This window comes from Alphaproteobacteria bacterium, assembly GCA_017308135.1.
GTDB lineage: Bacteria > Pseudomonadota > Alphaproteobacteria > CACIAM-22H2 > CACIAM-22H2 > Tagaea.
Map to the genome: position 1 here is coordinate 315,485 of JAFKFM010000007.1, position 22,694 is coordinate 338,178.

General features: G+C 64.7%; 21 protein-coding genes. 13 read left to right on the forward strand and 8 right to left on the reverse strand.

The genetic code is table 11. The annotated features are described in order from the left end of the window. The first annotated feature begins 165 nt into the window (after positions 1–165). The 4 genes from J0H39_05975 to J0H39_05990 all read left to right on the forward strand — a co-directional run bounded on the left by J0H39_05975 (position 166) and on the right by J0H39_05990 (position 5,036). Positions 166–1,722 carry an ABC transporter substrate-binding protein gene (locus J0H39_05975; protein MBN9496281.1) on the forward strand — a complete coding sequence of 519 codons (1,557 nt, stop codon included), beginning with the start codon at positions 166–168 and terminating at the stop codon, positions 1,720–1,722. Next, positions 1,697–2,542 carry an ABC transporter permease gene (locus tag J0H39_05980; GenBank protein MBN9496282.1) on the forward strand — a complete coding sequence of 282 codons (846 nt, stop codon included), beginning with the start codon at positions 1,697–1,699 and terminating at the stop codon, positions 2,540–2,542. The genes J0H39_05975 and J0H39_05980 overlap by 26 nt, the downstream gene beginning before the upstream one ends. Before the next feature lie 107 nt (positions 2,543–2,649). Then, positions 2,650–3,444 (forward strand): ABC transporter permease, encoded by a 795-nt coding sequence (locus tag J0H39_05985; GenBank protein ID MBN9496283.1) that lies wholly within the window; start codon positions 2,650–2,652, stop codon positions 3,442–3,444. After that, complete coding sequence (locus tag J0H39_05990; GenBank protein MBN9496284.1) at positions 3,441–5,036, forward strand: ABC transporter ATP-binding protein; 1,596 nt, start codon at positions 3,441–3,443, stop codon at positions 5,034–5,036. Before J0H39_05985 ends, J0H39_05990 begins: the two co-directional genes overlap by 4 nt. On the opposite strand, the gene J0H39_05995 is transcribed toward J0H39_05990, so the two are convergent. Both J0H39_05995 and J0H39_06000 read right to left on the reverse strand, forming a co-directional pair. Beyond that, complete coding sequence (locus J0H39_05995) at positions 5,033–6,295, reverse strand: alkaline phosphatase family protein (GenBank protein MBN9496285.1); 1,263 nt, start codon at positions 6,293–6,295, stop codon at positions 5,033–5,035. The two genes, J0H39_05990 and J0H39_05995, sit on opposite strands and share 4 nt — an antisense overlap. 87 nt (positions 6,296–6,382) lie before the next feature. Continuing rightward, the gene (locus J0H39_06000) at positions 6,383–6,931 is read right to left on the reverse strand and encodes a cupin domain-containing protein (GenBank protein MBN9496286.1); all 549 of its coding nucleotides are present in this window, start codon (positions 6,929–6,931) and stop codon (positions 6,383–6,385) included. A gap of 146 nt (positions 6,932–7,077) precedes the next feature. On the opposite strand from J0H39_06000, the gene J0H39_06005 reads away from it, so the two are divergent. The 3 genes from J0H39_06005 (at position 7,078) to J0H39_06015 (ending at position 11,825) form a co-directional block, all read left to right on the forward strand. Continuing rightward, positions 7,078–8,409, forward strand: coding sequence for an aspartate aminotransferase family protein (locus J0H39_06005; protein MBN9496287.1), 1,332 nt, complete (start codon positions 7,078–7,080; stop codon positions 8,407–8,409). A 25-nt stretch (positions 8,410–8,434) separates the two neighbouring features. After that, a complete protein-coding gene (locus J0H39_06010; protein MBN9496288.1) occupies positions 8,435–9,925 on the forward strand; it encodes a CoA-acylating methylmalonate-semialdehyde dehydrogenase in 1,491 nt (496 codons plus the stop codon). Positions 9,926–10,010: 85 nt separating this feature from the next. Further along, complete coding sequence (locus tag J0H39_06015) at positions 10,011–11,825, forward strand: cation:proton antiporter (GenBank protein MBN9496289.1); 1,815 nt, start codon at positions 10,011–10,013, stop codon at positions 11,823–11,825. Here the strand turns inward: J0H39_06015 and uraH are convergent, their stop codons facing one another. From uraH to J0H39_06045, 6 genes are all read right to left on the reverse strand, one after another. Then, complete coding sequence (gene uraH / locus J0H39_06020; GenBank protein ID MBN9496290.1) at positions 11,826–12,179, reverse strand: hydroxyisourate hydrolase; 354 nt, start codon at positions 12,177–12,179, stop codon at positions 11,826–11,828. A gap of 5 nt (positions 12,180–12,184) precedes the next feature. Next, complete coding sequence (locus J0H39_06025) at positions 12,185–12,538, reverse strand: hydroxyisourate hydrolase (GenBank protein MBN9496291.1); 354 nt, start codon at positions 12,536–12,538, stop codon at positions 12,185–12,187. Positions 12,539–12,542: 4 nt separating this feature from the next. After that, positions 12,543–14,042 carry a tripartite tricarboxylate transporter permease gene (locus J0H39_06030; protein ID MBN9496292.1) on the reverse strand — a complete coding sequence of 500 codons (1,500 nt, stop codon included), beginning with the start codon at positions 14,040–14,042 and terminating at the stop codon, positions 12,543–12,545. Next, positions 14,042–14,485 (reverse strand): tripartite tricarboxylate transporter TctB family protein, encoded by a 444-nt coding sequence (locus J0H39_06035; GenBank protein ID MBN9496293.1) that lies wholly within the window; start codon positions 14,483–14,485, stop codon positions 14,042–14,044. The genes J0H39_06030 and J0H39_06035 overlap by 1 nt, the downstream gene beginning before the upstream one ends. Further along, the gene (locus J0H39_06040; GenBank protein MBN9496294.1) at positions 14,485–15,471 is read right to left on the reverse strand and encodes a tripartite tricarboxylate transporter substrate binding protein; all 987 of its coding nucleotides are present in this window, start codon (positions 15,469–15,471) and stop codon (positions 14,485–14,487) included. The genes J0H39_06035 and J0H39_06040 overlap by 1 nt, the downstream gene beginning before the upstream one ends. 345 nt (positions 15,472–15,816) lie before the next feature. After that, positions 15,817–16,575 carry an SDR family oxidoreductase gene (locus J0H39_06045; protein MBN9496295.1) on the reverse strand — a complete coding sequence of 253 codons (759 nt, stop codon included), beginning with the start codon at positions 16,573–16,575 and terminating at the stop codon, positions 15,817–15,819. 145 nt (positions 16,576–16,720) lie between these two features. Between J0H39_06045 and J0H39_06050 the strand changes: the two genes are divergently transcribed. The 6 genes from J0H39_06050 to J0H39_06075 are packed head-to-tail and all read left to right on the forward strand — an operon-like array spanning position 16,721 to position 22,678. After that, the gene (locus tag J0H39_06050; GenBank protein ID MBN9496296.1) at positions 16,721–17,983 is read left to right on the forward strand and encodes an extracellular solute-binding protein; all 1,263 of its coding nucleotides are present in this window, start codon (positions 16,721–16,723) and stop codon (positions 17,981–17,983) included. 54 nt (positions 17,984–18,037) lie between these two features. Beyond that, on the forward strand, positions 18,038–18,928 hold the full coding sequence (locus J0H39_06055) for a sugar ABC transporter permease (protein MBN9496297.1): 891 nt from the start codon (positions 18,038–18,040) through the stop codon (positions 18,926–18,928). Then, the gene (locus J0H39_06060) at positions 18,921–19,769 is read left to right on the forward strand and encodes a carbohydrate ABC transporter permease (GenBank protein ID MBN9496298.1); all 849 of its coding nucleotides are present in this window, start codon (positions 18,921–18,923) and stop codon (positions 19,767–19,769) included. Before J0H39_06055 ends, J0H39_06060 begins: the two co-directional genes overlap by 8 nt. Positions 19,770–19,807: 38 nt before the next feature. Further along, positions 19,808–20,905 carry a Gfo/Idh/MocA family oxidoreductase gene (locus J0H39_06065; GenBank protein MBN9496299.1) on the forward strand — a complete coding sequence of 366 codons (1,098 nt, stop codon included), beginning with the start codon at positions 19,808–19,810 and terminating at the stop codon, positions 20,903–20,905. Positions 20,906–20,910: 5 nt separating this feature from the next. Continuing rightward, positions 20,911–21,567 (forward strand): ThuA domain-containing protein, encoded by a 657-nt coding sequence (locus tag J0H39_06070; protein ID MBN9496300.1) that lies wholly within the window; start codon positions 20,911–20,913, stop codon positions 21,565–21,567. A 7-nt stretch (positions 21,568–21,574) separates the two neighbouring features. Next, a complete protein-coding gene (locus tag J0H39_06075; GenBank protein MBN9496301.1) occupies positions 21,575–22,678 on the forward strand; it encodes a LacI family DNA-binding transcriptional regulator in 1,104 nt (367 codons plus the stop codon). Positions 22,679–22,694: the final 16 nt, after the last annotated feature.

The following is a 22,694-nucleotide window of genomic DNA, read 5'->3' on the forward strand; positions in this document are numbered from 1 at the left end:
AAATTACCCCGATTTCGCAGCAAAATCCAAGCCAGTCGGCCCGAACGGCGCGGCGGCACGTCATACAAACGGCACATAAATCCCATCGGGATGTCATCCCGCGGCGATCTATCCGTCATCGCCGGGGATTAGCGTCGCGGTTCTTCGCCCTTTGGAGATGCCGCCATGACCCAGGATTTCGGACGCCGCACATTCTTCGGGGGTGCCGCCGCACTCGCCGCCGCCGGTTTGCTGGACCATGTGCCCGGAACGCGCCTCGGCACCGCGAATGCGCAGACCGTGCGCACCGGCACGCTGAAGATCGCGCTGCTGGGGCTCGACACGTCCGATCCGCACCGCCATACCGGATCGATTTCCGTGCAGCAGGTCTATGCCGAAGCGCTGACCAGTATCGCCGACGACGGCAAGGCGATTCCCTATCTTGCGGAATCCTGGACGATCAGCCCGGACGGCAAGGTCTACACGTTCAAGATCCGCCAAGGCGTGAAATTCCATAACGGCCGCGAACTGACCGCGGCGGACGTGAAGGCGAACGCCGAACGCGTGCGCGATCTGCGCCGCGGCTGGCTGGCCGCCCCCATGCAACTCGTCTCCGGCTTCGCGGCACCCGATTCGCGCACTTTCGTGATGGAGATGAAGGAGCCCTACGGCCCGCTGCTGAACGTATTGTCGGAATTGTGGATCGTGGCGCCGGAAAGCCCGGGCTGGGCGGCGACGGTGCAGACGCCGATCTGCACGGGGCCGTTCAAGTTCGGCACGTGGGTTCCGAACGAACGCCTGCTCGCCCCCGCGCACGACGCCTATTGGCAGGCGGGTCTGCCGAAGGTTGCGGCGGTCGAATTCAATTTGCGCGACACGGTCGATTACACGCTGGCGCTGCGCGCGGGCGATCTGCATGTCGCGCGCGCCATGGCCGAGCATATTCCGACGCTGAAAGCCGATCCGAATATCGAGCTTCAATTCATGAAGGATACGAGCTGGATCTTCTGGTCGTTCAACAACCGCAAGCCGCGCGCCCCCTTCGACAACGTCAAGGTCCGCGAGGCGATCGCGTATGCGATGGACAAACCGGCGCTGCTGAAAGTGTGGTCGGGCGACACGGGTGTCGCGACCAACCAGATGGCCGCTCCCGGCAATTTCTATTGGGACGAAGCGCTGCATAAAGCCGATAAGCACGCCAAACCCGACCGCGCGAAAGCGCTGGCGATGCTGAAGGCGGAAGGCGTCGAGCCTTCGCGCACGCCTTTGCGTATCGTGTCGTGGCAGAACGACTACTCGCAGGCTTGCGCGCAAACGATGCGCGAACTCGGTTTCCAGGTCGAACATCTGGCGCTGGACGATATCGGCGCGCAACGGCGTTTGGGCCAATATGATTGGGATCTGGCGCCGTTCGGCAGCGGTCCGCGCGCCGACATTTTCCTGCGTTTCGTGCGCTTGCTGTCCGACGGGCCGAACACCGTGTTGTGGGGCAGCCCGCAGGACGCGGCCTTCGACGATACGGTCAAGAAGGCCGTCGCCGCGGTCGATCTCGACCAGCGCCGCGCGCTGTATCTGCAAGCCTGGCGCCATGCGATGGACAATTACTGGACGGTCGTCATCGGCCACTCGGCCGAAGCGATCGCCAATCGCCGCGACGTGAGCGGCTGGACCCCCGGCTTCACCTGGGGTTCGGCGCGCGTCGATGGCGGGGCGGGTTATGCAAGCCTCGTTCGCGGCAGTTAAGCCTTTCGCGTTCCGCGCCGAGATCGCCGCTTACGCGATCCTCGGCGCGGTCGCGCTTCTGGCATTGACCGGGCCCACGCTCACCGGGCTCGACCCGATGACGCAAAGCGTGACGGGTTCGCATGCGGGGCCCGGTGCCGCGCATTGGCTTGGCCAGGATCATCTCGGCCGCGACATCTTCACGCGTCTCGCGGTGGGGGCGCGTCTCACCATGACGGTGGCGCTCGCCTCGACCGCGACGGCGATCTTGTTCGGCGCGGTGTTGGGCTTGCTCGCCGTCGTCGCCGGGCGCTGGGCGGAATGGCCGGTCTTCGGCGCATTCGATCTGGTGCGCGCCATGCCGTCGATCCTGCTGGCGATGACGCTGCTGGTGGCGCTGGGGCCGGGCGTGCCGTCGGTGACGCTCGCCATCGGCATCGCCTTCGCGCCGACCTTCGCTTACATCGCGCGCGCGGCGTGGATGCGCGAAACAAGTGCGGGCTACGTCGCCGCCGCGAAGGTGATGGGCTCGCCGCCGCTGACGACGCTCGTCCGGCATATCGCCCCCAACATCCTGGGCGCCATCGTCACCCAAGCCGCGATCGTCATTCCGCGCGCGATCACGACGGAATCGGTGTTGAGCTTCTTCGGCATCGGCGTGTCGCCCGGCACGCCCACTTGGGGGCGTATGATCGCCGACGCGGTCAAATACGTGGAACGCGCACCCCTGGCGGCGTTGGTGCCGGTGCTGGCGTTGTCGATGGTGACGCTCGCCTTCGCGCTGCTGGGCGATCGGCTGCGCTTGCGCTGGGACCCGCTACGCAAAGGAACGTCGTCGTGATCCGCGCCTTGGGCCTTCCGCTGCTGCGCCAAATCGGCTTGATCTGCGCCATCGTGATCGCGGTGTTTCTGCTGATCCGCGTCGTGCCGGGCGACGTGGTCGACGTCATGGCGACCGAAGGCGATATGACGGAAGCGGAGATCGTCGAGCTGCGCGCCGAGCTCGGGCTCGACCGGCCGGTGCCCGAACAGCTCGTCCTGTGGATCACCCGCATGGCGCAAGGCGATCTTGGCATGTCGTTGCGCTTCGAGCGGCCGGTCGCGCAGATGATCGAATACGCGATTCCGACGACGCTGGAACTTGCCGCCAAGTCGCTGGCGATCGGTTTGATCCTGGGAATCGGCATCGCGTCGGCCGCGACGATCTGGCCGCGCGGGGCCGCCGCGTGGCTGGTCGATTTCGTGAATCTCTGGTCGATCGCGATCCCGACTTTCTGCGTGGGTCTTGCCGCGATCCTCATCTTCGCCATCGGGCTTGGCTGGATGAAGGTGCTGGGCAATGGCGTGGTGCCCGCGCTCGTCATCGGCATCGATATCGCGGGGCAGATCGTCAAGCCGTTGCGCGAGGAGTTGAAGGAGGCGAGTGCCGCCCCTTACGTGCGCGCGGCCAAGGCGCGCGGCGAATCGCCCGCGCGCATCGTGTTTGCGCATCTGTTGCCCAACGCCGCCCCCGTCGCCATCGCGCTGTCGGGCTTGATCCTCGCCGGCCTCATTGGCGGCACGCTGACGATGGAAGTGCTGTTCGGCTTGCCGGGCCTCGGCACGCTCGCCTTGCAGGCGATCCAAGGCCGCGACTATCCGGTCATCCAGGCGGCGATCCTGCTCTTCGCCGTAGCGATCGTCGTGGTCAACGCGGCGACCGATCTTCTCCAACGGCTTCTCGACCCGAGGCTGCGCCGATGACTCTGCTGTCGCTGGAGAATCTGACCGTCGCGTTCGACGACAAGCGCGTGGTCGACGGCGCGAGCTTTTCCATCGCCAAGGGCAAGACGCTGGGCTTGGTCGGCGAGTCCGGTTCGGGCAAGTCGATGATCGCCAGCGCCATCGCCGGCCTGCTGCCGGCGGCGGCGCAAGGGACGGGGCGCTTGCGCTTCGACGGCGCCCAGCTCGATATCGCGAATGAGGCATCGTGGACGAAGCTGCGCGGGCGGCGCATCGGCTTCGTATTCCAAGACCCGTTCGCGAGTTTCGATCCGCTGATTTCCGTCGGCGCGCAGATCGCGCAAGCGAGCTTCCTGGCGCCGGAGTCCGCGATGCGCCGCGCGGTGGCCCTGCTCGACGAATGCGGCCTGCCCGATCCGGCCAGTGCTGCGCGCGCCTATCCGCATCAACTCTCCGGCGGGCAGCTGCAGCGCGCGGGCATCGCCGCCGCGATTGCCGCCGAGCCGGATCTGCTGATCGCGGACGAGCCGACGACGGCACTCGACGTTTCGGTCCAGGCGCAAGTGCTGCGCGTGCTGAAAGCCGCGCAAGCGCGCCACGGCATGGCGATGCTGTTCATCAGCCACGATCTCGCGGTCGTCGGGGAGATCGCCGATCGCGTCGCGGTGATGCGCGATGGGCGCATCGTCGAGACCGGCCCGGTCGTGCAAGTGCTGCGGGCGCCCGCGCACGAGTATACGCGCTTGCTGCTCGCCTCGCGCCCAGCCGGCAAACTGCCGGGCAAGGACGCGCTGGCGCCGGGCTATGCGATGGAAGCGAAGGGTATCGACTTTGCGTATCCCGCGCGTCGGCGCGGGACGACGCCGGCGAAAGCGCTCGACGGCGTGTCGCTCAAGATTCCGCGCGGCGCTTGTTTGGGGCTGGTCGGCGAATCCGGCTCGGGCAAGTCGACTTTGGGCCGTATCGCGATCGGCTTGCTGCGGCCGGCTGCCGGCACGATCCGCGTCTGCGGGCTCGATCCGATGGATCGCGGGCGCATCGCCGAACGCGCGCGGAAGGCGCAGATGGTGTTTCAGGACGCGGCCGGCAGTCTCAATCCGCGCCTGACGATCGAGGCGTCGCTGTCGGAGCCGTTCGCGCTGCATCGTATCGGCGCCAAATCCGAATGGCGCGAGCGCGCCGCGTCGCTGCTGGGCGAAGTCGGCTTGGCGCGCGAGCATCTCGCGCGCTATCCGCATGAATTGTCGGGCGGGCAGCGCCAACGCGTGGCGATCGCGCGGGCCTTGGCGCTCGATCCCGAATTCCTGGTTTGCGACGAGCCGGTGACGGCCCTCGACATGACGATCCAGGCGCAGATCCTGGCGTTGCTGCGCAAGATCCGCGACAGGCGCGGCGTGTCGATGCTGTTCATCGGCCACGATATCGGCGCGATCGAAACGCTGGCCGACCGGATCGCGGTGATGAAGGACGGGCGTGTGATCGAGGAAGGCACGGCGGTGCAAGTGCTGAACCATCCGCTCGCCGCTTATACGCGCACGTTGCTCGATGCCGTGCCGCGATTCAAAGCGATCGAAGCCCCGGCGACGGCCGCGCGCGAAACGATCGACGCCTAAGCGAAATCGAGCGCCTTGCCGTCCATCCCGGTCGCATCGCGGCCGAGATGGCGCAAGATCGTCGGCGCGATGTCGACGATGCAGGTCGGCGCCGTCACGGCCGCGCCGGTCGCGGGCACGGGCCCGCCTTGCGCGACCAGGAACGGGCTTTGTTCCCAGCGCCCCAGCCCGCCATGCGAGCCGAGACCCGCTTTGACGCGTTCGTCGCTCGACGCCATGACGATCGGGCTATAGCCCGGCACGCCGTAGCTATTGGTGCGATCGTCGCCGCGCAAAGTGAAGGCAAGGGCCAGCCCATGCGTCGGCGCTTGGCCGATCCGCGCGAGGTCGCTCGCATCGAAAACGTCGCCGATCCAATCCTGGCCGCGCAGGAATTTCGCGATGTCGGCGGCACGCGCCTCAAGCCCGGCGGCGAGCGAGACGAGGCCGCTGAAACCTTGCGGCGCGATGGCGACGTCCGTCGAGGTGAGGGATTCCTTCAAACCGGCTTCGACCAGAAGTGCATCGAGGCGGATCGTTTCGCCGACCGTTTCCTGCCCGTGATCGGAGCCGACGAGCAGCAGAATATCCTCGCCTTCGGCACGCAGCGCATCGACCGTTTCGGCGACGCGCCCGACGCAGGCATCGGCGGCGCGGATCGCGGCGAGATGATCGGGCGAGCCCAATTCGCTCGCGTGCATCGTGTGGTCGGGCTCGCACAGCCACAGCACCGATACGGTCGGGCGGCGATCGCGCAGGATTTCGCGGCAGAAGCGCTCGGTCATCGCCGCGTCGCCGGCGGCGTCATGGGAAACCTTCAGCGGATCGGCGACGGCGCTTTCGCCCGGCCCGTAGGAGATCGCGCGGTGATAGACATGGCCGTAGCCGTCGGGGTCGTGGAAGATCGCCGCCCCCGGCGACACGTTGGAGAAGACGATTTGGCCGCGCAGATCGGCGATGCGTTCGGCGACGGTGGGTACACGCAGCGTGGCGCCGGTCGCTTTGCGCATCCGGGTGCGGAAATCGGGATTGCCAACGTCGCGCGTGACCAGGCCGTCACCTTCGTCCAACGCCATCGTGTTGCCGTGCAGGCCATGGCGGCCGGGATGGCAACCGGTCGCGATGCTGGCGGACGAGGTGCGCGTGACCGACGGGAAAATGCCGCGATGTTCGGCGAAGCGCCGGCCGCGCGCGGCGAGGGCGCAGATATGGGGCGTCAATTCGGGCCGCACGAAATCGGCTCGGTGGCCGTCGCAAATCACCAATACCGCCCGCCGCATCGTGTCTTCTCCGAAAAGCTTCGAGATCCGTTATGGCATACATCGTTGGCCGCAGCCGGATGACGGTTCCGCGACGATTGCGTGAACTCAGAAACTCGGCGGCGTGCAAGCGCTGACGACCTCGCATTCCTCCTTGCCCGCGTTGCGAAAACGGTGGGGCAGGCGGGAATCGAAATAATAGGCGTCGCCCGGTCCCAGCACGCGCTTGCGCCCATCGACCGTGACCTCCAATCGGCCGCGCACCACCACGCCGCCTTCGAAACCGTCATGGCTGAGGTGATTGCGCCCGGTGTCGGACCCGGCTTGATAGCGCTCGTGCAAAATCTGCAGCGGGCGCTGTTTGAGGTTCCGTCCGACCTGACGATAGGAAATGCCCTTCTCGCCGATCTCGGTCAATTCGCGCGCGCGATAGAAATGCTCGGTCTCGACCGGAATTTCGCGGGCGAAGAAATCGGCGAGCGAGATATCGAGCCCGTCGAGCACGCGTTTGAGCGTGCCGACCGATGGGCTGGTGCGCCCGGATTCGATCATCGAAATCGCCGGTGCGCTCAAGCCCACTTTCTGCGCCAAAGCGCGTTGCGATAGCCCCGCGCGTTCGCGCAAACCCCGCAGCACGTCGCCGATTTCGATGTCCATGGCCGTTCCTTCGTAAAGCGCGATAAGTATTCTTATCACCGGGAACGAACATCCCGCAATTTCAACGGGATCGTCGCTTAGCGCTTTCGATTGCGGCTTCTTGTCCCGCCCCCTAGCATCGCCGATCAGCCGAGGAGGGCCGCCTTATGACCGCCGCGATCAAAACCGCCGATCCCAACAATCTCGAAGCGTTGTGGATGCCCTTCACCGCGAACCGGCAATTCAAGAAGAAGCCGCGTCTGCTGGCGGGTGCCAAGGGCATGTTTTATTCCACACCGGACGGCCGCGAGATTCTGGACGGCACGTCGGGACTGTGGTGCGTCAATGCCGGTCATGGCCGCCAGAAAATCGTCGACGCGATCGCCAAACAGGCCGCGACGATGGATTACGCGCCCGGCTTCCAGATGGGCCATCCGATCAGCTTCGAATTCGCCTCGCGCTTGCAGGCGATCTTGCCTGGCGATCTCGACAAGGTGTTCTTCACCAATTCGGGTTCCGAAAGCGTCGATACGGCGCTGAAGATGGCGCTCGCCTATCACCGCGCGAAGGGCCAGGGCCAGCGCGTGCGTTTCATCGGGCGCGAGCGCGGTTATCACGGTGTCGGCTTCGGCGGCATCTCGGTCGGCGGCATCGTCGCCAACCGCAAGCAATTCGGGCTTCAACTGCCCTACACCGATCATCTGCCGCATACCCATCTGCCGGAGAAGAACAGCTTCGTGCGCGGCCAGCCCGAACATGGCGCCGAACTCGCCGACGCGCTCGAAAAACTCGTCACGTTGCACGATGCCTCGACCATCGCCGCCGTGATCGTCGAGCCGATGGCCGGGTCGACCGGCGTGTTGATCCCGCCCAAGGGCTATCTCGAACGCCTGCGCGCGATCTGCGACAAATACGGCATTCTGCTGATCTTCGACGAAGTCATCACCGGCTTCGGCCGCTTGGGCGCTTCCTTCGCGGCCGAGAAGTTCAACGTGATCCCCGATCTGATGACGGTCGCCAAGGGCATCACCAACGCCGCCGTGCCCATGGGCGCCGTGTTCGCGCGCAAGGAAATCTACGACGCGATGATGACGGGACCGGAAAACCTGATCGAGTTGTTCCACGGCTATACCTATTCGGGTCATCCGCTGGCCTGCGCGGCGGGTCTCGCCACGCTCGACATCTATCGCGAGGAAGGTCTGTTCCAGCGCGCGGCCGAATTGGCGCCCTATTGGGAAGACGCGGTGCACTCGCTCAAAGGCAAGCGCAACGTGATCGATATCCGCAATATGGGCTTGGTGGCCGGGATTGAACTTTCGTCGCGACCGAACCAGCCGACCGCGCGCGCTTACGACGTGCTGGTCGATTGCTTCGAATCCGGGTTATTGGTGCGCACGACGGGCGACATCGTGGCGTTGTCGCCGCCGCTGATCGTCGAGAAGCCGCAAATGGACCGCATGATCGACACGCTGGGCAAAGCGATCGAGCGCGCGGCCTGAAATTGAAAGAAGAAGGAAGAAAGTCATGAATCGTATCGGCCATTTCATCGGCGGCAAGGCCGTGGCGGGCGGAAGCCGCGTGGGCCCGGTCTACAACCCGGCGACGGGCGAACAGGCGGCGGAAGTCGCGTTGGCGTCGAAGGCCGAAGTGGATGCCGTCGTCGCGAACGCGGCGGCCGCGCAGATCGCTTGGGCCGCCACACCGCCGCTGATCCGCGCGCGCGTGATGTTCAAGTGGAAGGAATTGCTGGAAACGCATCGCGACGCGATCGCGAAGCTGATCACGCTGGAGCACGGCAAGACGCATGAAGATGCCAAGGGCGAAATGGTCCGCGGCATCGAGGTCGTCGAGTTTGCTTGCGGCATTCCGCATCTGCTGAAGGGCGATTTCACCCCCGACGTGGGCCGCGGCATCGACGCCTATTCGATGCGCCAGCCGCTGGGCGTGGTCGCGGGCATCACGCCGTTCAACTTCCCCGGCATGATCGGGCTGTGGATGGCGCCGATGGCGATCGCCACGGGCAACGCCTTCGTGTGGAAACCGTCGGAGAAGGACCCCTCGACGTCGCTTCGCATCGCGGAGCTGGCGATGGAAGCGGGTTTGCCGGCCGGCATCCTCAATGTCGTGCAGGGCGACAAGGAAGCGGTCGACGCGTTGCTGACGCATCCGACGATCCAGGCGATCAGCTTCGTCGGCTCCACGCCGATCGGCGAATATGTCTACAAGACCGGCACGGCGCATGGAAAGCGCGTGCAGGCGTTGTGCGGGGCGAAGAACCACATGGTGGTGATGCCCGACGCCGATCTCGACCAAACGGCCGATGCGCTGATGGGCGCTGGCTACGGCTCGGCGGGCGAGCGCTGCATGGCGATCTCCATTGCGGTGGCCGTCGGCAATGTCGGCGATCAATTGATCGAACGCCTGGCGCCGCGCGTGGCCAAGCTCAAGGTCGGCCCCGGCCTCGATCCCGATAGCGAGATGGGTCCGCTGGTGACCAAGGAACATCTCGCTAAGGTGAAGGGCTACGTGGACACCGGCGTCAAGGAAGGCGCCAAGCTGGTGGTCGATGGGCGCGGCTTGAAGCTTCAAGGCTACGAGAACGGCTACTTCATGGGCGGCTGCCTGTTCGACAACGTCACCGCCGACATGAAGATCTATAAGGAAGAGATCTTCGGGCCGGTGCTGGGCGTGGTGCGCGCCAAGAACTACGCCGAAGCCTTGAAGCTGGTGAACGATCACGAATACGGCAACGGCACCGCGATCTTCACCCGCGACGGCGACGCCGCGCGCAGCTTCGCCAACGACGTGAAGGTCGGCATGGTCGGCGTCAACGTGCCGATCCCCGTGCCGGTCGCTTATCACTCCTTCGGCGGCTGGAAGCGCTCGATCTTCGGCGACCGCAACGCTTACGGCGCCGAGGGTGTCGGCTTCTACACCAAGGTCAAGACGACGACCGTACGTTGGCCCACCGGCATCAAATCCGGCGCCGAGTTCGTCATGCCCACGATGAAGTAAGGCCGAACGGCTTCCGTTTTCGCCAAACCGCCGTTCCTTGTGCGATGATCCGCTCGGAATCGGATATTGCGCGGGAGCGGCGGAAATGGCGGAAGCGGCGGGTTTTGGCGTGGGACATGCGGTCGTCCTGTTGGGGGCGGCCGTCGTTGCGGTGCCGTTGTTCCGGCGTGCGGGCTTGGGCTCGGTGCTCGGCTATCTCGCCGCCGGCTTGATCATCGGGCCCTTCGGTCTGGGCCTGTTCGACGATCCGGAAACGTTGCTGCACATCGCCGAACTTGGCGTTGTGATGTTCCTGTTCGTCATCGGCCTTGAAATGCGCCCTTCGAAGCTCTGGCGTTTGCGCCGCCAGATTTTCGGGCTGGGTGTCGCGCAAGTTCTGACCTGCGGCGCGTTGTTGACCCTCGTCGGCATGGCGGCGGGTCTGCGCGTGGAAGTCGCGGCCGTCGGCGCAATGGGCTTCGTGCTGTCGTCGACCGCCGTGATCATGCAGATGCTGGACGAGGCGGGCGAAACCCAAACCCCCGAAGGCCAGAAAGCCGTCGCGATTTTGTTGCTCGAAGATCTGGCGATCGTGCCGTTGCTCGCCCTCGTCGCCGTGTGGGCGGCGGTGAACGGCCGCGTGGAAGCCGATGCGACGCCCGCCTGGCAGAGTATCGGCATCGCGCTGGCGGCGCTGGGCGTGTTGATCGCGGCGGGGCGCTGGCTGCTCGATCCGTTCTTCGGTTTGATCGCGCGGGCGGGGGCCCGCGAAGTGCTAACCGCCGCCGCGTTGCTGGTCGTGCTGGGTTCGGCGCTGGGCATGCAACTCGCCGGATTGTCGATGGCGATGGGCGCCTTCGTCGCCGGCGTGCTGCTGTCGGAATCGAATTTTCGCCATCAGCTCGAAGCGGATATCGAGCCGTTTCGAGGTCTGCTGCTCGGGCTGTTCTTCCTCAGCGTCGGCATGTCGCTGGATTTGTCGGTCGTCGCGGCCGAATGGCGGATGGTGCTGGGCGGCGTCATCGCCTTCATGTCGGTAAAGGCCGTCGGCATCTATATGGTCGCGCGCCTCGCGCGCTCCGGCCATGCGGCCGCCGCAAATCGCGCGGGTCTGTTCGCGCAAGGCGGCGAGTTCGCATTCGTGCTTTACGCGGCCGCGCTGGGCGTGGGCCTGTTCGATGCGCGCATTTCCGCGATCATGAGCGCCATCGTCATCCTGTCGATGGCGCTGACGCCCTTGGTGTTGATCGTCCAGCGCCGCACGCGCCGCGAAGCGCCCGTGTCGATGGAAGGGATCGAGGTCGCGAATGGTTTGAAGGGCCGCGTGTTGTTCATCGGCTTCGGCCGTTTCGCCCAGGTCGCGACGCAAGCCCTGCTCGCCAACAAGGTCGAGCTGTCGCTGATCGAAACCGATGTCGACATGATCCGCGCCGCCGGAAATTTCGGTTTCAAGATTCATTACGGCGACGGTACTAGGCTCGACGTACTGCGCGCCTCGGGCGCCGAAACGGCCGAGGCGATTTTGGTCTGCGTCGACAAACCGGACGTCGCCGACAAGATCGTCGAGCTTTGCCGACACGAGTTTCCGCTGGTAAAGCTTTACGTGCGCGCCTTCGATCGCGGCCATTCGCTGCGCTTGATCAAGGCGGGCGTCACCTACCAGATCCGCGAAACGTTTGAGTCGGCTCTGGTTTTCAGCTGTGCCGTGCTGAAAGGGCTCGGCTTCGACGCGGAGCTTGCGAAGGAATCGACCGACGAAGTGCGCGAGCGCGACAAGCAGCGCGTCGAGCTCGAGTTGATCGGCGGGATCGAGGCCGGACGCAAACTATTCCGCGGCAATGCCGAGACGCCCGAACCCAGCCCGTTCTTCCCCGGCAAGAAGAGCGATGCCGAACCCGCACCCGCCTTGCCGGAGCGTTGATCAGGCTTTCCAGCGATAGGTCGAATAGCCCCAGGGCGACGCGACCAGCGTGATGTGCGTGTGCGCGTCGGCCGCATCGATCGCGAAGAAATGGACGATGCGGTCGTAGAAGGGCGGATCGGAGAGCTTCGCGTGGCGGGCGAAGTAATCCGCGTGATGGAATTCCAGGCGATAGGCGCCCGGCGCCAGCGCATCGCCCGCCAACAAGGGATCGGCGGTGCGGCCCGTCGCGATCGTCTCGACCGATTTGAGTGTGCGCCAAGCTTCGCCGTCGCGTATCGCCAGATCGACGCGCATGCCGGCGGCGGGCTTGCCGCCGTGGGTATCCAGAACGTGGCAGGTGAGTTCGCCCATCGCCGTCATTGCCCCAGATAGGTCGTGTAGCCATAGGGCGAGAACAGCACCGGCAGATGGTAGTTCCGTTTTCCGTCGAAAATGGAAAAGCGGATCGGCGCGATGTCGAGCGCCGCGCCGTCCGAAGGTTTTTGCCCGCGCGCGGCGTAATAGGCGCCAGCGTGGATTTCGATCTGATAGGCGCCGCACGGCAATTCGTCACCTTCCAATAGCGGTGCGGGCGCTCGGCCCTTCGCGTCGACCGCGAAACGCGCGATCGGCGTATAGGCCTCGCCGTCGCGGCGCGAGAACTCGACCCAGGCGCCGGCCGCACCCTCGCCGGTGAACGTGTCCAGGATATGGATCGTCAGATGCGCCATCGTCTCACTGCGCGCTTAGCGCGGTTTCGCGCGTGCGTTTGAAGGCTGGCAGCGCCATCAGCAGCAGCATCGCGACGGTCAGGATCAGCAGCGTCAAGCTGATCGGCCGCTCGTAAAACGGGGCCGCACTGCCGCCCGACAGCAGGAAGGTGCGTTTCAGGTTCTCCTCCATCATCGGGCCCAGGATGAAGCCGAGCAGCAGCGGCGTGGGCTCGAAGCCGAGCTTGATCATCGCGTAGCCGGCGATGCCGAAGCCGACGGCGAGATAGACGTCGAACGCGGAATTGGAGATCGAATAGACCCCGATGCAGCAGAAAAACAGAATCGCGGGATAGAGGATGCGATAGGGCACTTGCAGCAGCTTCACCCACAACCCGACCAGCGGCAAGTTCAACACGACCAGCATGAAATTGCCGATCCACATCGACGCGATCATACCCCAGAACAACGGCGCATGCTCGACCATCACCTTGGGGCCGGGGGCGATGCCTTGGATCGTCATGGCGCCGGCCATCACCGCCATGATCGCGTTGGACGGCACGCCTAGGGTCAGCAGCGGCACGAACGAGGTTTGCGCGCCCGCGTTGTTCGCGGCTTCGGGGGCGGCCACACCTTCGGGCGCGCCGTGGCCGAAACGTTCGGGCGTCGGCGAGATCTTCTTTTCCAGCGCATAGGCGCCGAACGAGGCGAGCAGCGGCCCGCCGCCGGGCAGGATGCCGAGCAGCGAGCCCAGCGCCGTGCCGCGGATTGCCGGGCCGACCGAGCGGCGGAACTCCTCGCGGTTCGGCATCAATTCGCGCATCGCGACCGGCGCGGTGCGGATCAGTCTCTGCTCGAGATTGAGGATGATCTCCGACAAACCGTACAGGCCGACGGCGATGGCGACGAAATTGACGCCTTCGGAAAGTTCGGCAATGCCGAAGGTCATGCGCGGGACGGGCGAATTCGCGTCGGGGCCGATCAGGCCAAGGAACACGCCGGCCAGGATCATCGCGATCGCCTTGACGATCGAGCCCGAGGCGAGGACCACCGACGCGACGAGGCCCAGCAGCATCAGCGAGAAATACTCGGCCGGTCCGAATTTGAGCGCGATCTGCGCCATCACGGGCCCGCCCATCGCGATCAGCAGCGTGGACACGGTGCCCGCGAAGAGCGAGGCGAGCGCCGCGATGGTCAAGGCGGCCCCCGCGCGACCCTTCTGCGCCATCGCGTAGCCGTCGAGCACGGTGGCGACCGACGACGCCTCGCCCGGCAATTTCACCAGGATCGCGGTGGTCGAGCCGCCATATTGTGCGCCGTAATAGATGCCGGCGAGCATGATCAGCGACGTCGCGGGCGCCAGATGGAACGTCGCGGGCAGCAGCATCGACATGGTCGCGACGGTGCCGATGCCCGGCAACACGCCGACCAGCGTGCCCATCAACACGCCGAAGAAGCAGAACAGCAGGTTCACCGGCGTAAAGGCGACCGAGAAGCCGAGCGCAATATTGGCGAAGACATCCATCAGCGCGGCCAGATCGGGATGGCGAGTTTGAGGCCGACGACGAAGACGAGCGCTGCCCCCGCCGCCAGCGCGGCGGCGAGGATCGGCGTTTCGCGATGGCGGGTGATCGGGCTGGCGAAACCCGCCAGCACGGTCATCGCGATCGTGGCGATCACGATGCCTTGCCGGTCGATCGTCGCGCCGAAGGCGATGGTGGCGAGCGAGATCGCCAGGGCCGGGCGCCATTCCATCGCCGGGATCGGCGGCATTTCCGCGCGCAAGCCCATCAGCAGAATGACCGCGCCGAACGCCAGGATCGCCCAGGCGACGGCGCGCGCCATATAGCCGGGGCCCATGTCGTTGAGCGTGCCGATTTCCAGATTGCCGATCGCCAGCAAGCCGATGCCGCCGAGGGCCAGCACGAAGGCCCCCGACAGCGTCTCGGCGTTGAGAAGGCGGCGCATTATTTCTCCTGTGCACCCGCCGCGATGATCAGCGGCCGCCATGTGTCGATCGAATCCGCGATGTACTTCGTGAACTCGGCCGGATTCATCGCGCGCCGTTCCACGCCCCAGGAATAGAGGCGTTCCTGCACCGGCGCCAAAGCGAGCGCATCCTGGATGGCACCGTAGATCGCCGCGACCGTCGCGGGCGGCATGGCGGCGGGGCCGGAGATACCCATCCACCCTTCCAGCACGATGTCGACGCCCTGTTCCTTGAAGGTCGGCACGTCGGGCGTTTGGGCGATGCGTGCGTCGGCGGCGATACCGATGCACAACGCTTCCTTCGCCGCGAGCATCGGCGCGTTCTGGGGCACGAAGTCGAAGAAGCTCGACAACACGCCGGCCTTGAAATCCTGGATCGCCGGCGCGCTGCCGCGATAGGGAATATGGGCGATGTTGATATCGGCCTGCTTCTTGAGCGATTCCCCCGCGATATGGTGGATCGAACCCACGCCGGACGAGCCGTATTTGATTTCGCCGGGCTTCGCCTTCGCGTAGGCGATGAACTCCTTGACCGACTTGACGCCCAGCGAGGGCTGCACGAACAGCCCCGGCGACGACGAACCCGCGAACCCGATATGGGTGAAATCCTTCATCGGCTCGTAGGGGATCGTCTTGAACTGCGTGGGCGCGATCGTGAACGGCGCGTTGTTCGACAGCAGCAACGTGTGCCCGTCCGGCGCTTCCTTCTTCACGATGTCCGCGCCCAGCGTGCCGCCCGCACCCGGGCGGTTATCGACGATCACCTGCTGGCCGATCTTCTCCGACATATATTGCCCCAGCAGACGCGCGACAATGTCGCTGGTGCCGCCCGGCGGGAAGGTCACGACGATGCGCACCGGCTTAGTCGGCCAGGCGGCGGCTTGCGCGCGGACGAGGCCCGGGGCGGCGAGCAGGGCGGTGGTGCCGGCGAGGAAGGCGCGACGATCGAGCGAAAAATCGGTCATGTCCGGATCTCCAAGGGTTCGGGAAAGCGTGGACGCACGAAAGCCGCGCGCGCGGCATTGCCGCGCGTCGGCATCGAGGTTTTGTTTTTTGCGTGGGAGGTCTGGTTGACCGGCCCACGCCTTGAAAGATCCGCTCATCGCGATCTCCAAAAGGCTTGAACCGGCACGCCAACCATAAGGTCAGAACTTCGCGATTGACGCGAAGCCGCGCTATGTGGGGATCACATCAGCAATTGCCGTGCCGAAGCCGGAGAGCTTGAATCCGCACGATTCATCGCGCGGCGGCATGGAACGGTGCCGCCGATGCAATCAAACGCTGATCGGGAATTGGGCAGTTTTGTGGTGTTAGACCCAGCCGCCGTCGACGATATAGCTCTGGTTGGTGCAGGCCGACGCTTCGTCCGATGCCAGGAAGACCGTGAACTTGGCGAGCTCCGCCGGTTGCAGGCGGCGCTTCAGGCATTGGCGCTTCATCAATTCCGCCTCGCCTTCGGGGGTGAGCCATTTCTCGATCTGACGCTCGGTCATGATCCAACCCGGCGCCACCGTGTTCACGCGAATGTTGAATTGGCCGTAGTCGCGCGCCAGCGAGCGCGTCAGACCCAGCACGGCGGATTTCGCGGCCGTGTAAACGGCCATGCCGCCCTGGCCGATCATCCACGACGTCGAGCCGAAATTGACGATGGCACCACCGCCCGCCGCCTTCATGCCCGGCAACACGGCTTGCGCGGCGAAGAACTGATGCTTCAAGTTCACGGCGATGCGGTCGTCCCAATATTCGGACGTGACCGTATCGGTCGCATGACGTTCGTCATGCGCGGCGTTGTTGATCAATACGCCAATGGGGCCGAGCTTCGCGGCGAAGTCGCCGATCGCCTTCTGCAACGCGGCCGTGTCGGTCACGTCGACCGGCGCGAAATGCGCGCGCTGGCTTTGCGCGGTCAGTTCGGCGGCGAGCTTCTCGCCGCGCTCCTTTTGGATATCGACGAAGGCGACGACGGCCTTCTGTGCGGCGAAGGCGCGCACGATGAACTCGCCGATTCCGGCGGCACCGCCGGTCACGAGAACGACCTTGTCGGCGAGATCGGGGTAAATGGCGGCCATCGCGAAGTCTCCGTTACTGGAAAGGGTTAGCAATACACCTGGAGCGTTGAGGCATTAAATACCAAAATTTGAGTTGCGTACGTCAAATTTCTCGCGCAAGGTCTCGCCAAAGCCGAAAACAATCCGGCTTCTTGGGAGGTAACGCATGAACGCCATCAAGCATTCGCTGTTCGCCACTGCCGCCATACTCGCCGTTTCGGCGGGGCCGTCGCTGGCGCAAACCACCGTCAAATGGATGCATCTCGAGGTCAATCCGGCCCAGATCAAGATCTGGGAGGAAGTGGCCCGCGAGTTCGAGGCCAAAAATCCCGGCACCAAAGTCGAGATGCAGTTCCTCGAGAACGAATCCTACAAGGCCAAGCTGCCCACGCTGCTGCAATCCAACGACCGGCCGCACATCATCTATTCCTGGGCCGGCGGCGTGTTGAAGGCGCAGGTCGAAGCGGGCGTGCTGCAGGACATCACCGACCAGACCAAGGACACGGCGGCGACGATCTCGGCCGGTGCGATGGCCGCGTTCACGCGCGACGGCCGCGTCTACGGCTTGCCCTTCGCGCAGTCGCAGGTCGGCATCCTTTACAACAAGGAATTGATGGCCAAGGCCAAGGTCGACGGCAGTGCCATCAAGACCTGGGACGATTGGCTGGCCGCGATCAAGGCGCTGAAGGCCGCCGGCGTCACACCGCTGACCGTTGGCGGCGCCGACAAATGGCCGCTGCATTTCTATTGGACGCATCTGGCCGTGCGCCTTGGCGGCAAGGCCGGGTTCGAGGCGGCGTTGAAGGGCCAGAACGGCGGCTTCGAGGGCGAAGTCTTCCAGAAATCCGGCGAGTTGATGAAGCAGCTCGTCGATCTGCAGCCGTTCCAGAACGGCTTCCTCGGCTTCAAGAACCCGCAATCGACCGGCTTCTTCGGCGACGGCAAGGCCGCGATGTCGCTGGTGATCAGCACCGTCTACCACCAGCAGAAGGCGCTGGCGGCCGACAAGGTGGGCATCACCGACGACAAGATCGGTTGGGTCAACTTCCCGGCCGTGCCGGGCGGCAAAGGCGAGCCGACCGACACGCTGGGCGGCATCAATGGCTGGCTCGTGACCAAGGGTGCGCCGAAGGAAGCGGTCGAGTTCGTGAAGCACTTCGTCTCGAAGGACGTGCAAATGCGCTTGGCCGGGGCCGGTTTCCTCATTCCGGTCGTGAAGGGTGCCGACGAAGCGATCAGCAACGCCTTCATGCGCAACATCGCGCAGAACCTCGCGCGGTCGAACTACCACCAGAACTTCTACGACCAGGATCTCGGCCCCTCGGTCGGGCGCGTGGTCAATGACGCGACGGCCGAACTCGCCGGCGGCAGCATGACGCCGCGCCAAGTGGCGAAGGCCGTGCAGGACGCGTTCAAGCAGGGTAACTAAGGGGTTCGGGCGCGGCGGATTTTTTTTACGCCGCCGCGCCCGATTTTTCGCGAAATGTCCACGACAGCACTCGGCCGGGCGGCGGCAAGCGGAAAACTGACCGCCGTCGTTCTATTCCTACCCCCGGCGTTGCTGCTGTTCACGTTGTTCGTGATCCTGCCGGTGGGCGAAGCGGCTTGGTATAGCGGCTTCAACTGGAACGGCTTCGGCCGGCCGACCAATTGGATCGGCTTCACCAATTACGAATACGTGTTCGAAGCGCGCGCCTTCGGCTTGGCGTTGCGCAACAATTTTCTGATCATCGTGATTTCGCTGGGCATCCAGTTGCCGCTGGCGTTGACCTTGGCGATCCTGCTGGCCGAAAAATTCCGCGGTGCCGTGGCGCTGCGCATGTTGTTCTTCCTCCCTTATGTGCTGGCCGAAGTTGCGACGGGGCTGATTTTCAGCTTCGTCTATGACGGCGATTACGGCTTGCTCGCGGGCGTTTGGCGCTTCTTCGGCGCCGAGCCGCCGCATCTGCTGGCGAGCACGCAAACCTCGATGCTCGCCATCCTGATCGTCGTGGTGTGGAAGTATTTCGGCTTCCACATGATGCTGTTCATCGCGGCGTTGCAGGGCCAGGACCAGCATCTGGTCGAGGCTGCGCGCATCGACGGCGCGTCGCGCTGGCAGGTGCTGCGCCACATCACCATCCCACTGCTCTATCCGACGATCCGTCTGTCGGTGTTCTTCGCGGTCGTCGGCTCGTTGCAATTGTTCGATCTGGTGATGCCGCTCACGCGCGGCGGGCCCGCCGATTCCTCACAGACGATGGTGAGCTTCCTCTATTCCCACGGCGTCACGCGCATGCGGATCGGTTACGGCAGCGCCATCGGCGTGATCCTGTTCGTGATCTGCGTGACCTTCGCGGTCACCTATAAACGCTGGTTCATGCGCGATGACTGATATGGCCGCCTCGCGCCCGCCTTTCGATCGCGCTGCCTTGTATCGCTGGCTGTTCCTGCTGCTCGTGGCGGGTTTCGTCGCGGTGCCGTTGATCGCCACGCTGCTCGGCGGCTTCAAGTCGCTGGGCGATTTGCGCACCAATCCCTTCGGTCTGCCGCGCGAATGGGAATGGTCGAATTACGGCGATATCCTGCTGTCGAAGCGCTATTGGCAGATGTTGTGGAATTCCTTCGTCATCTCCAGCCTGACGACGATCATCACCCTGATCGTCGCGGCGATGGCGGCCTTCGTGTTCGCGCATCTGCGCTTCTTCGGCAGCCGCATGCTGCTGAATTATTTCACCATGGGGCTGCTGTTCCCGGCCGCGACCGCGATCCTGCCGCTGTTCATCAAAGTGCGCGATCTGGGTCTGCTCGACACCTATTTCGGCGTCGTGCTGCCGCAAGTCGCCTTCGCGCTGGCGATGAGCATCCTGCTATTCCGGCGCTTCTTCCGCGATCTGCCGCACGAGTTGCTGGAAGCCGCGTTGGTCGACGGCTGTTCCTATCCGCGCTTCTTCCGCTTCGTGACGCTGCCGCTGTCGACGCCCATTCTGGCGACGGTCGGTACGATCACCTTCGTGCATAGCTGGAACTCTTATCTGCTGCCGCTCGTGATGCTCAACAGCGACGCCATGTATCCCTGGCCGCTGGGCATCATGGTCTATCAGGGCGAATTCACGGCCGATTGGCATCTGATCCTGGCGTTCATCACGCTGACGATCCTGCCGACCTTCCTGTTGTTCGTTCTGGCGCAAAAACATATCGTCGCCGGCCTGACGGTCGGCGCGGTCAAAGGCTGAACCGGGCCGGTAGGGCCCCCAACGACGGAGTGCGCGACGTGGAGAAAGTCGGTATCGGCATCATCGGATGCGGCGTGATCAGTGCGGCCTATATCAAGGCGTCGAAGAATTTCCCGATCCTGGAGATTCGCGGCCTTGCGGATATGCGCACCGAAGCGTCGGAAGCGCGCGCGGCGGAATTCGGCCTGACGTCGATGCGCATCGACGCGATGCTGAAGCGCGACGATATCGACATCGTGCTGAACCTGACCGTGCCGCTGGCGCATACCGATGTCGATCTCGCCGTGCTGAAGGCGGGCAAGCATGTCTATTCGGAAAAGCCGCTGGGCGTGAACCTCGTCGAAGCGCGCAAGGTGATGGATCTCGCCAACGAGAAGGGCTTGCGCGTCGGCTGCGCGCCCGACACGTTTCTGGGCGGCGGGCACCAGACGGCGCGCGCCTTGATCGATGGCGGCGCCATCGGCAAGCCGGTCGCAGGCTCGGCCTTCTTCATGTGCCCGGGGCATGAGCGTTGGCACCCCGCGCCGGGCTTCTATTATCTGCGCGGCGGCGGGCCGATGCTCGATATGGGGCCTTACTACATCACCGATCTCGTCCAGTTGCTGGGGCCGGTGGCGAGCGTGATGGGCTCGACCGCGCGCCCGCGCAACGAACGCATGATCACGTCGAAGCCCTTGAACGGCACGATGATGCCGGTCGAGGTTTCGACCCATGTCGCGGGCATGCTGGAATTCCGCAGCGGTGCCGTCGTGTCGATCGCGATGAGCTTCGATGTCCCGAAGCACAAACACACGCCGATTGAAATCTATGGCGATCAGGGCTCCATCTTGGTGCCTGACCCGAACCGTTTCGGCGGCGAGGTGCAGATCGCCATGACCGGCGGCGAATGGGAAGCCAAACCCTTCACGCATGGCTATACGGACGGCGAGTTCCGCTCCATCGGCCTCGCCGACATGGCGACCGGCATTCGCAAGAAGCGCGACCATCGCGCCAGCGGCGCACTCGCGTTCCATGTGTTGGAAGTGATGGAGGCGTTCCAGAAATCCGCCGACGAAGGCAAGCGCATCGAAATCGAAAGCACGGTCGAGCGTCCGGCGGCTCTTGCGCCCGGCCAGTCCGGCGGCGCGGTGGAGTGACGGCGATGACGAAGAAAAAGCCGACGGCATTGATCGTGTGGGGCGGCTGGCACGGCCACGATCCCGATCTATGCGCCTCGATGTATCGCACCTGGTTGACGGCGGCGGGTTACGATGTGCGCGTCGAAACCAAAACTTCCGTCTTCGCCGATCCGGCGATCCACGATTTGTCGTTGATCGTGCCGATCTTCACGATGTCGAAGATCGAACGGGCGGAGGCGATCAATCTTTGCGCCGCCGTGCAGAACGGTGTCGGCGTCGCCGGCCATCACGGCGGGATGAGCGACGCGTTCCGCGATTCGATCGAATATCAATTCATGTGCGGCGGCCAGTGGGTGGCACATCCCGGCAACATCATCGATTTCCGGGTCAATATCGCCAAACCCGACGATCCGGTGATGCAGGGTCTGAAAGACTTCGATTACCGGTCCGAGCAATATTACATGCATGTCGATCCGAGCATCGAAGTGCTGGCGACGACGACGTTCTCGGGCGAACATGCGCCCTGGGTCGAAGGAGTCGTGATGCCCGTCGTCTGGAAGAAGCGCTACGGCAAAGGCCGCGTGTTCCATTGCACGCTGGGCCATCGCGCCTATGAATTGGACATTCCGCAGGTGAAGCAGATTTTGACCCGCGGAATCGAATGGGCGACGCGGAGCTGAAGTTTCGATGGCGGGTCCGGCTGGCAAGGTAACGCTGGAAGATGTGGCGGCGGAGGCGGGGGTTTCCCTCGCCACCGCCGACCGCGTTGTCAACAAGCGGCCGGGCGTACGCGACAAGACCGCCGCGCGGGTGAACGAGGCGGTGCTGAAGCTCGGCTACCGGCCGGATATCGCGGCCGCGCGCTTGGCGCGCAACCGGTCGTTCCGCTTCGCCTTCATCCTGCCGGTGGGCGACAACACCTTCATGTCGCAATTGACCGAGCAGGTCGGCGTCACCGCCGCGTGGCTGGCGAGCCAACGCGCCTTCATCGACACGCTACATGTCGACGTGTTCGACCCGGACGTGATCGGGCGCACGCTGGAACGCTTGCCGCGCTATTACGACGGCGTGGCGGTCGTGGCCCTCGACCATCCGCGCGTGCGCGCGGCGATCGACGATTTGACCGCGCGGGGCACGACGGTCGTCACGCTGGTGTCGGACGTGCCCAGTTCCCGGCGTTTCCATTACGTCGGCATCGACAATCCGGCGGCCGGCCGCACGGCGGGCACGCTGATGGGCCGCTTCCTCGGCGGGAAGAAGGGCAAGATCGGCATCGTCGCGGGCTCGCTCGCCTTGCGCGACCATGCCGAACGCTATTTCGGCTTCAACCAGGTGATCTCGGGCGAGTTTCCGAAGCTCGAGATTCTGGCGCCCGTCGAAGGGCGCGACGAACGCGCGCGCTCGGAAGCGGTCACCAAGCGCTTGCTCGCCAAGCACCCCGATCTGGTTGGCATCTATAGCGTCGGGGCGGGCAATCGCGGCATCGCGGCGGCGATCGACGCGGCCGGGCGCGCGTCCGATCTCGTGTGGATCGCGCACGAATTGACGACCTATACGCGCCGCTTTTTGGTGTTGGGCACGCTCGATGCGGTGATCGGCCAGAATGCGGGCCACGAGGCGCGATCGGCCGGCCGCGTGCTGCTCGCGCAGTGCTCGGGCGAGCGGATCGTGCCCGATCAAGAGACGATCGGCATCGACATCTTCGTGCGCGGCAATATCCCCGCCGAGCCCGCTTTCGCGGCCGCCGTCGAAACGCGCGGTCTTGCCGCCGCCGGCTCGGCCGGACGCTAATCCCCGCCGGAACGCG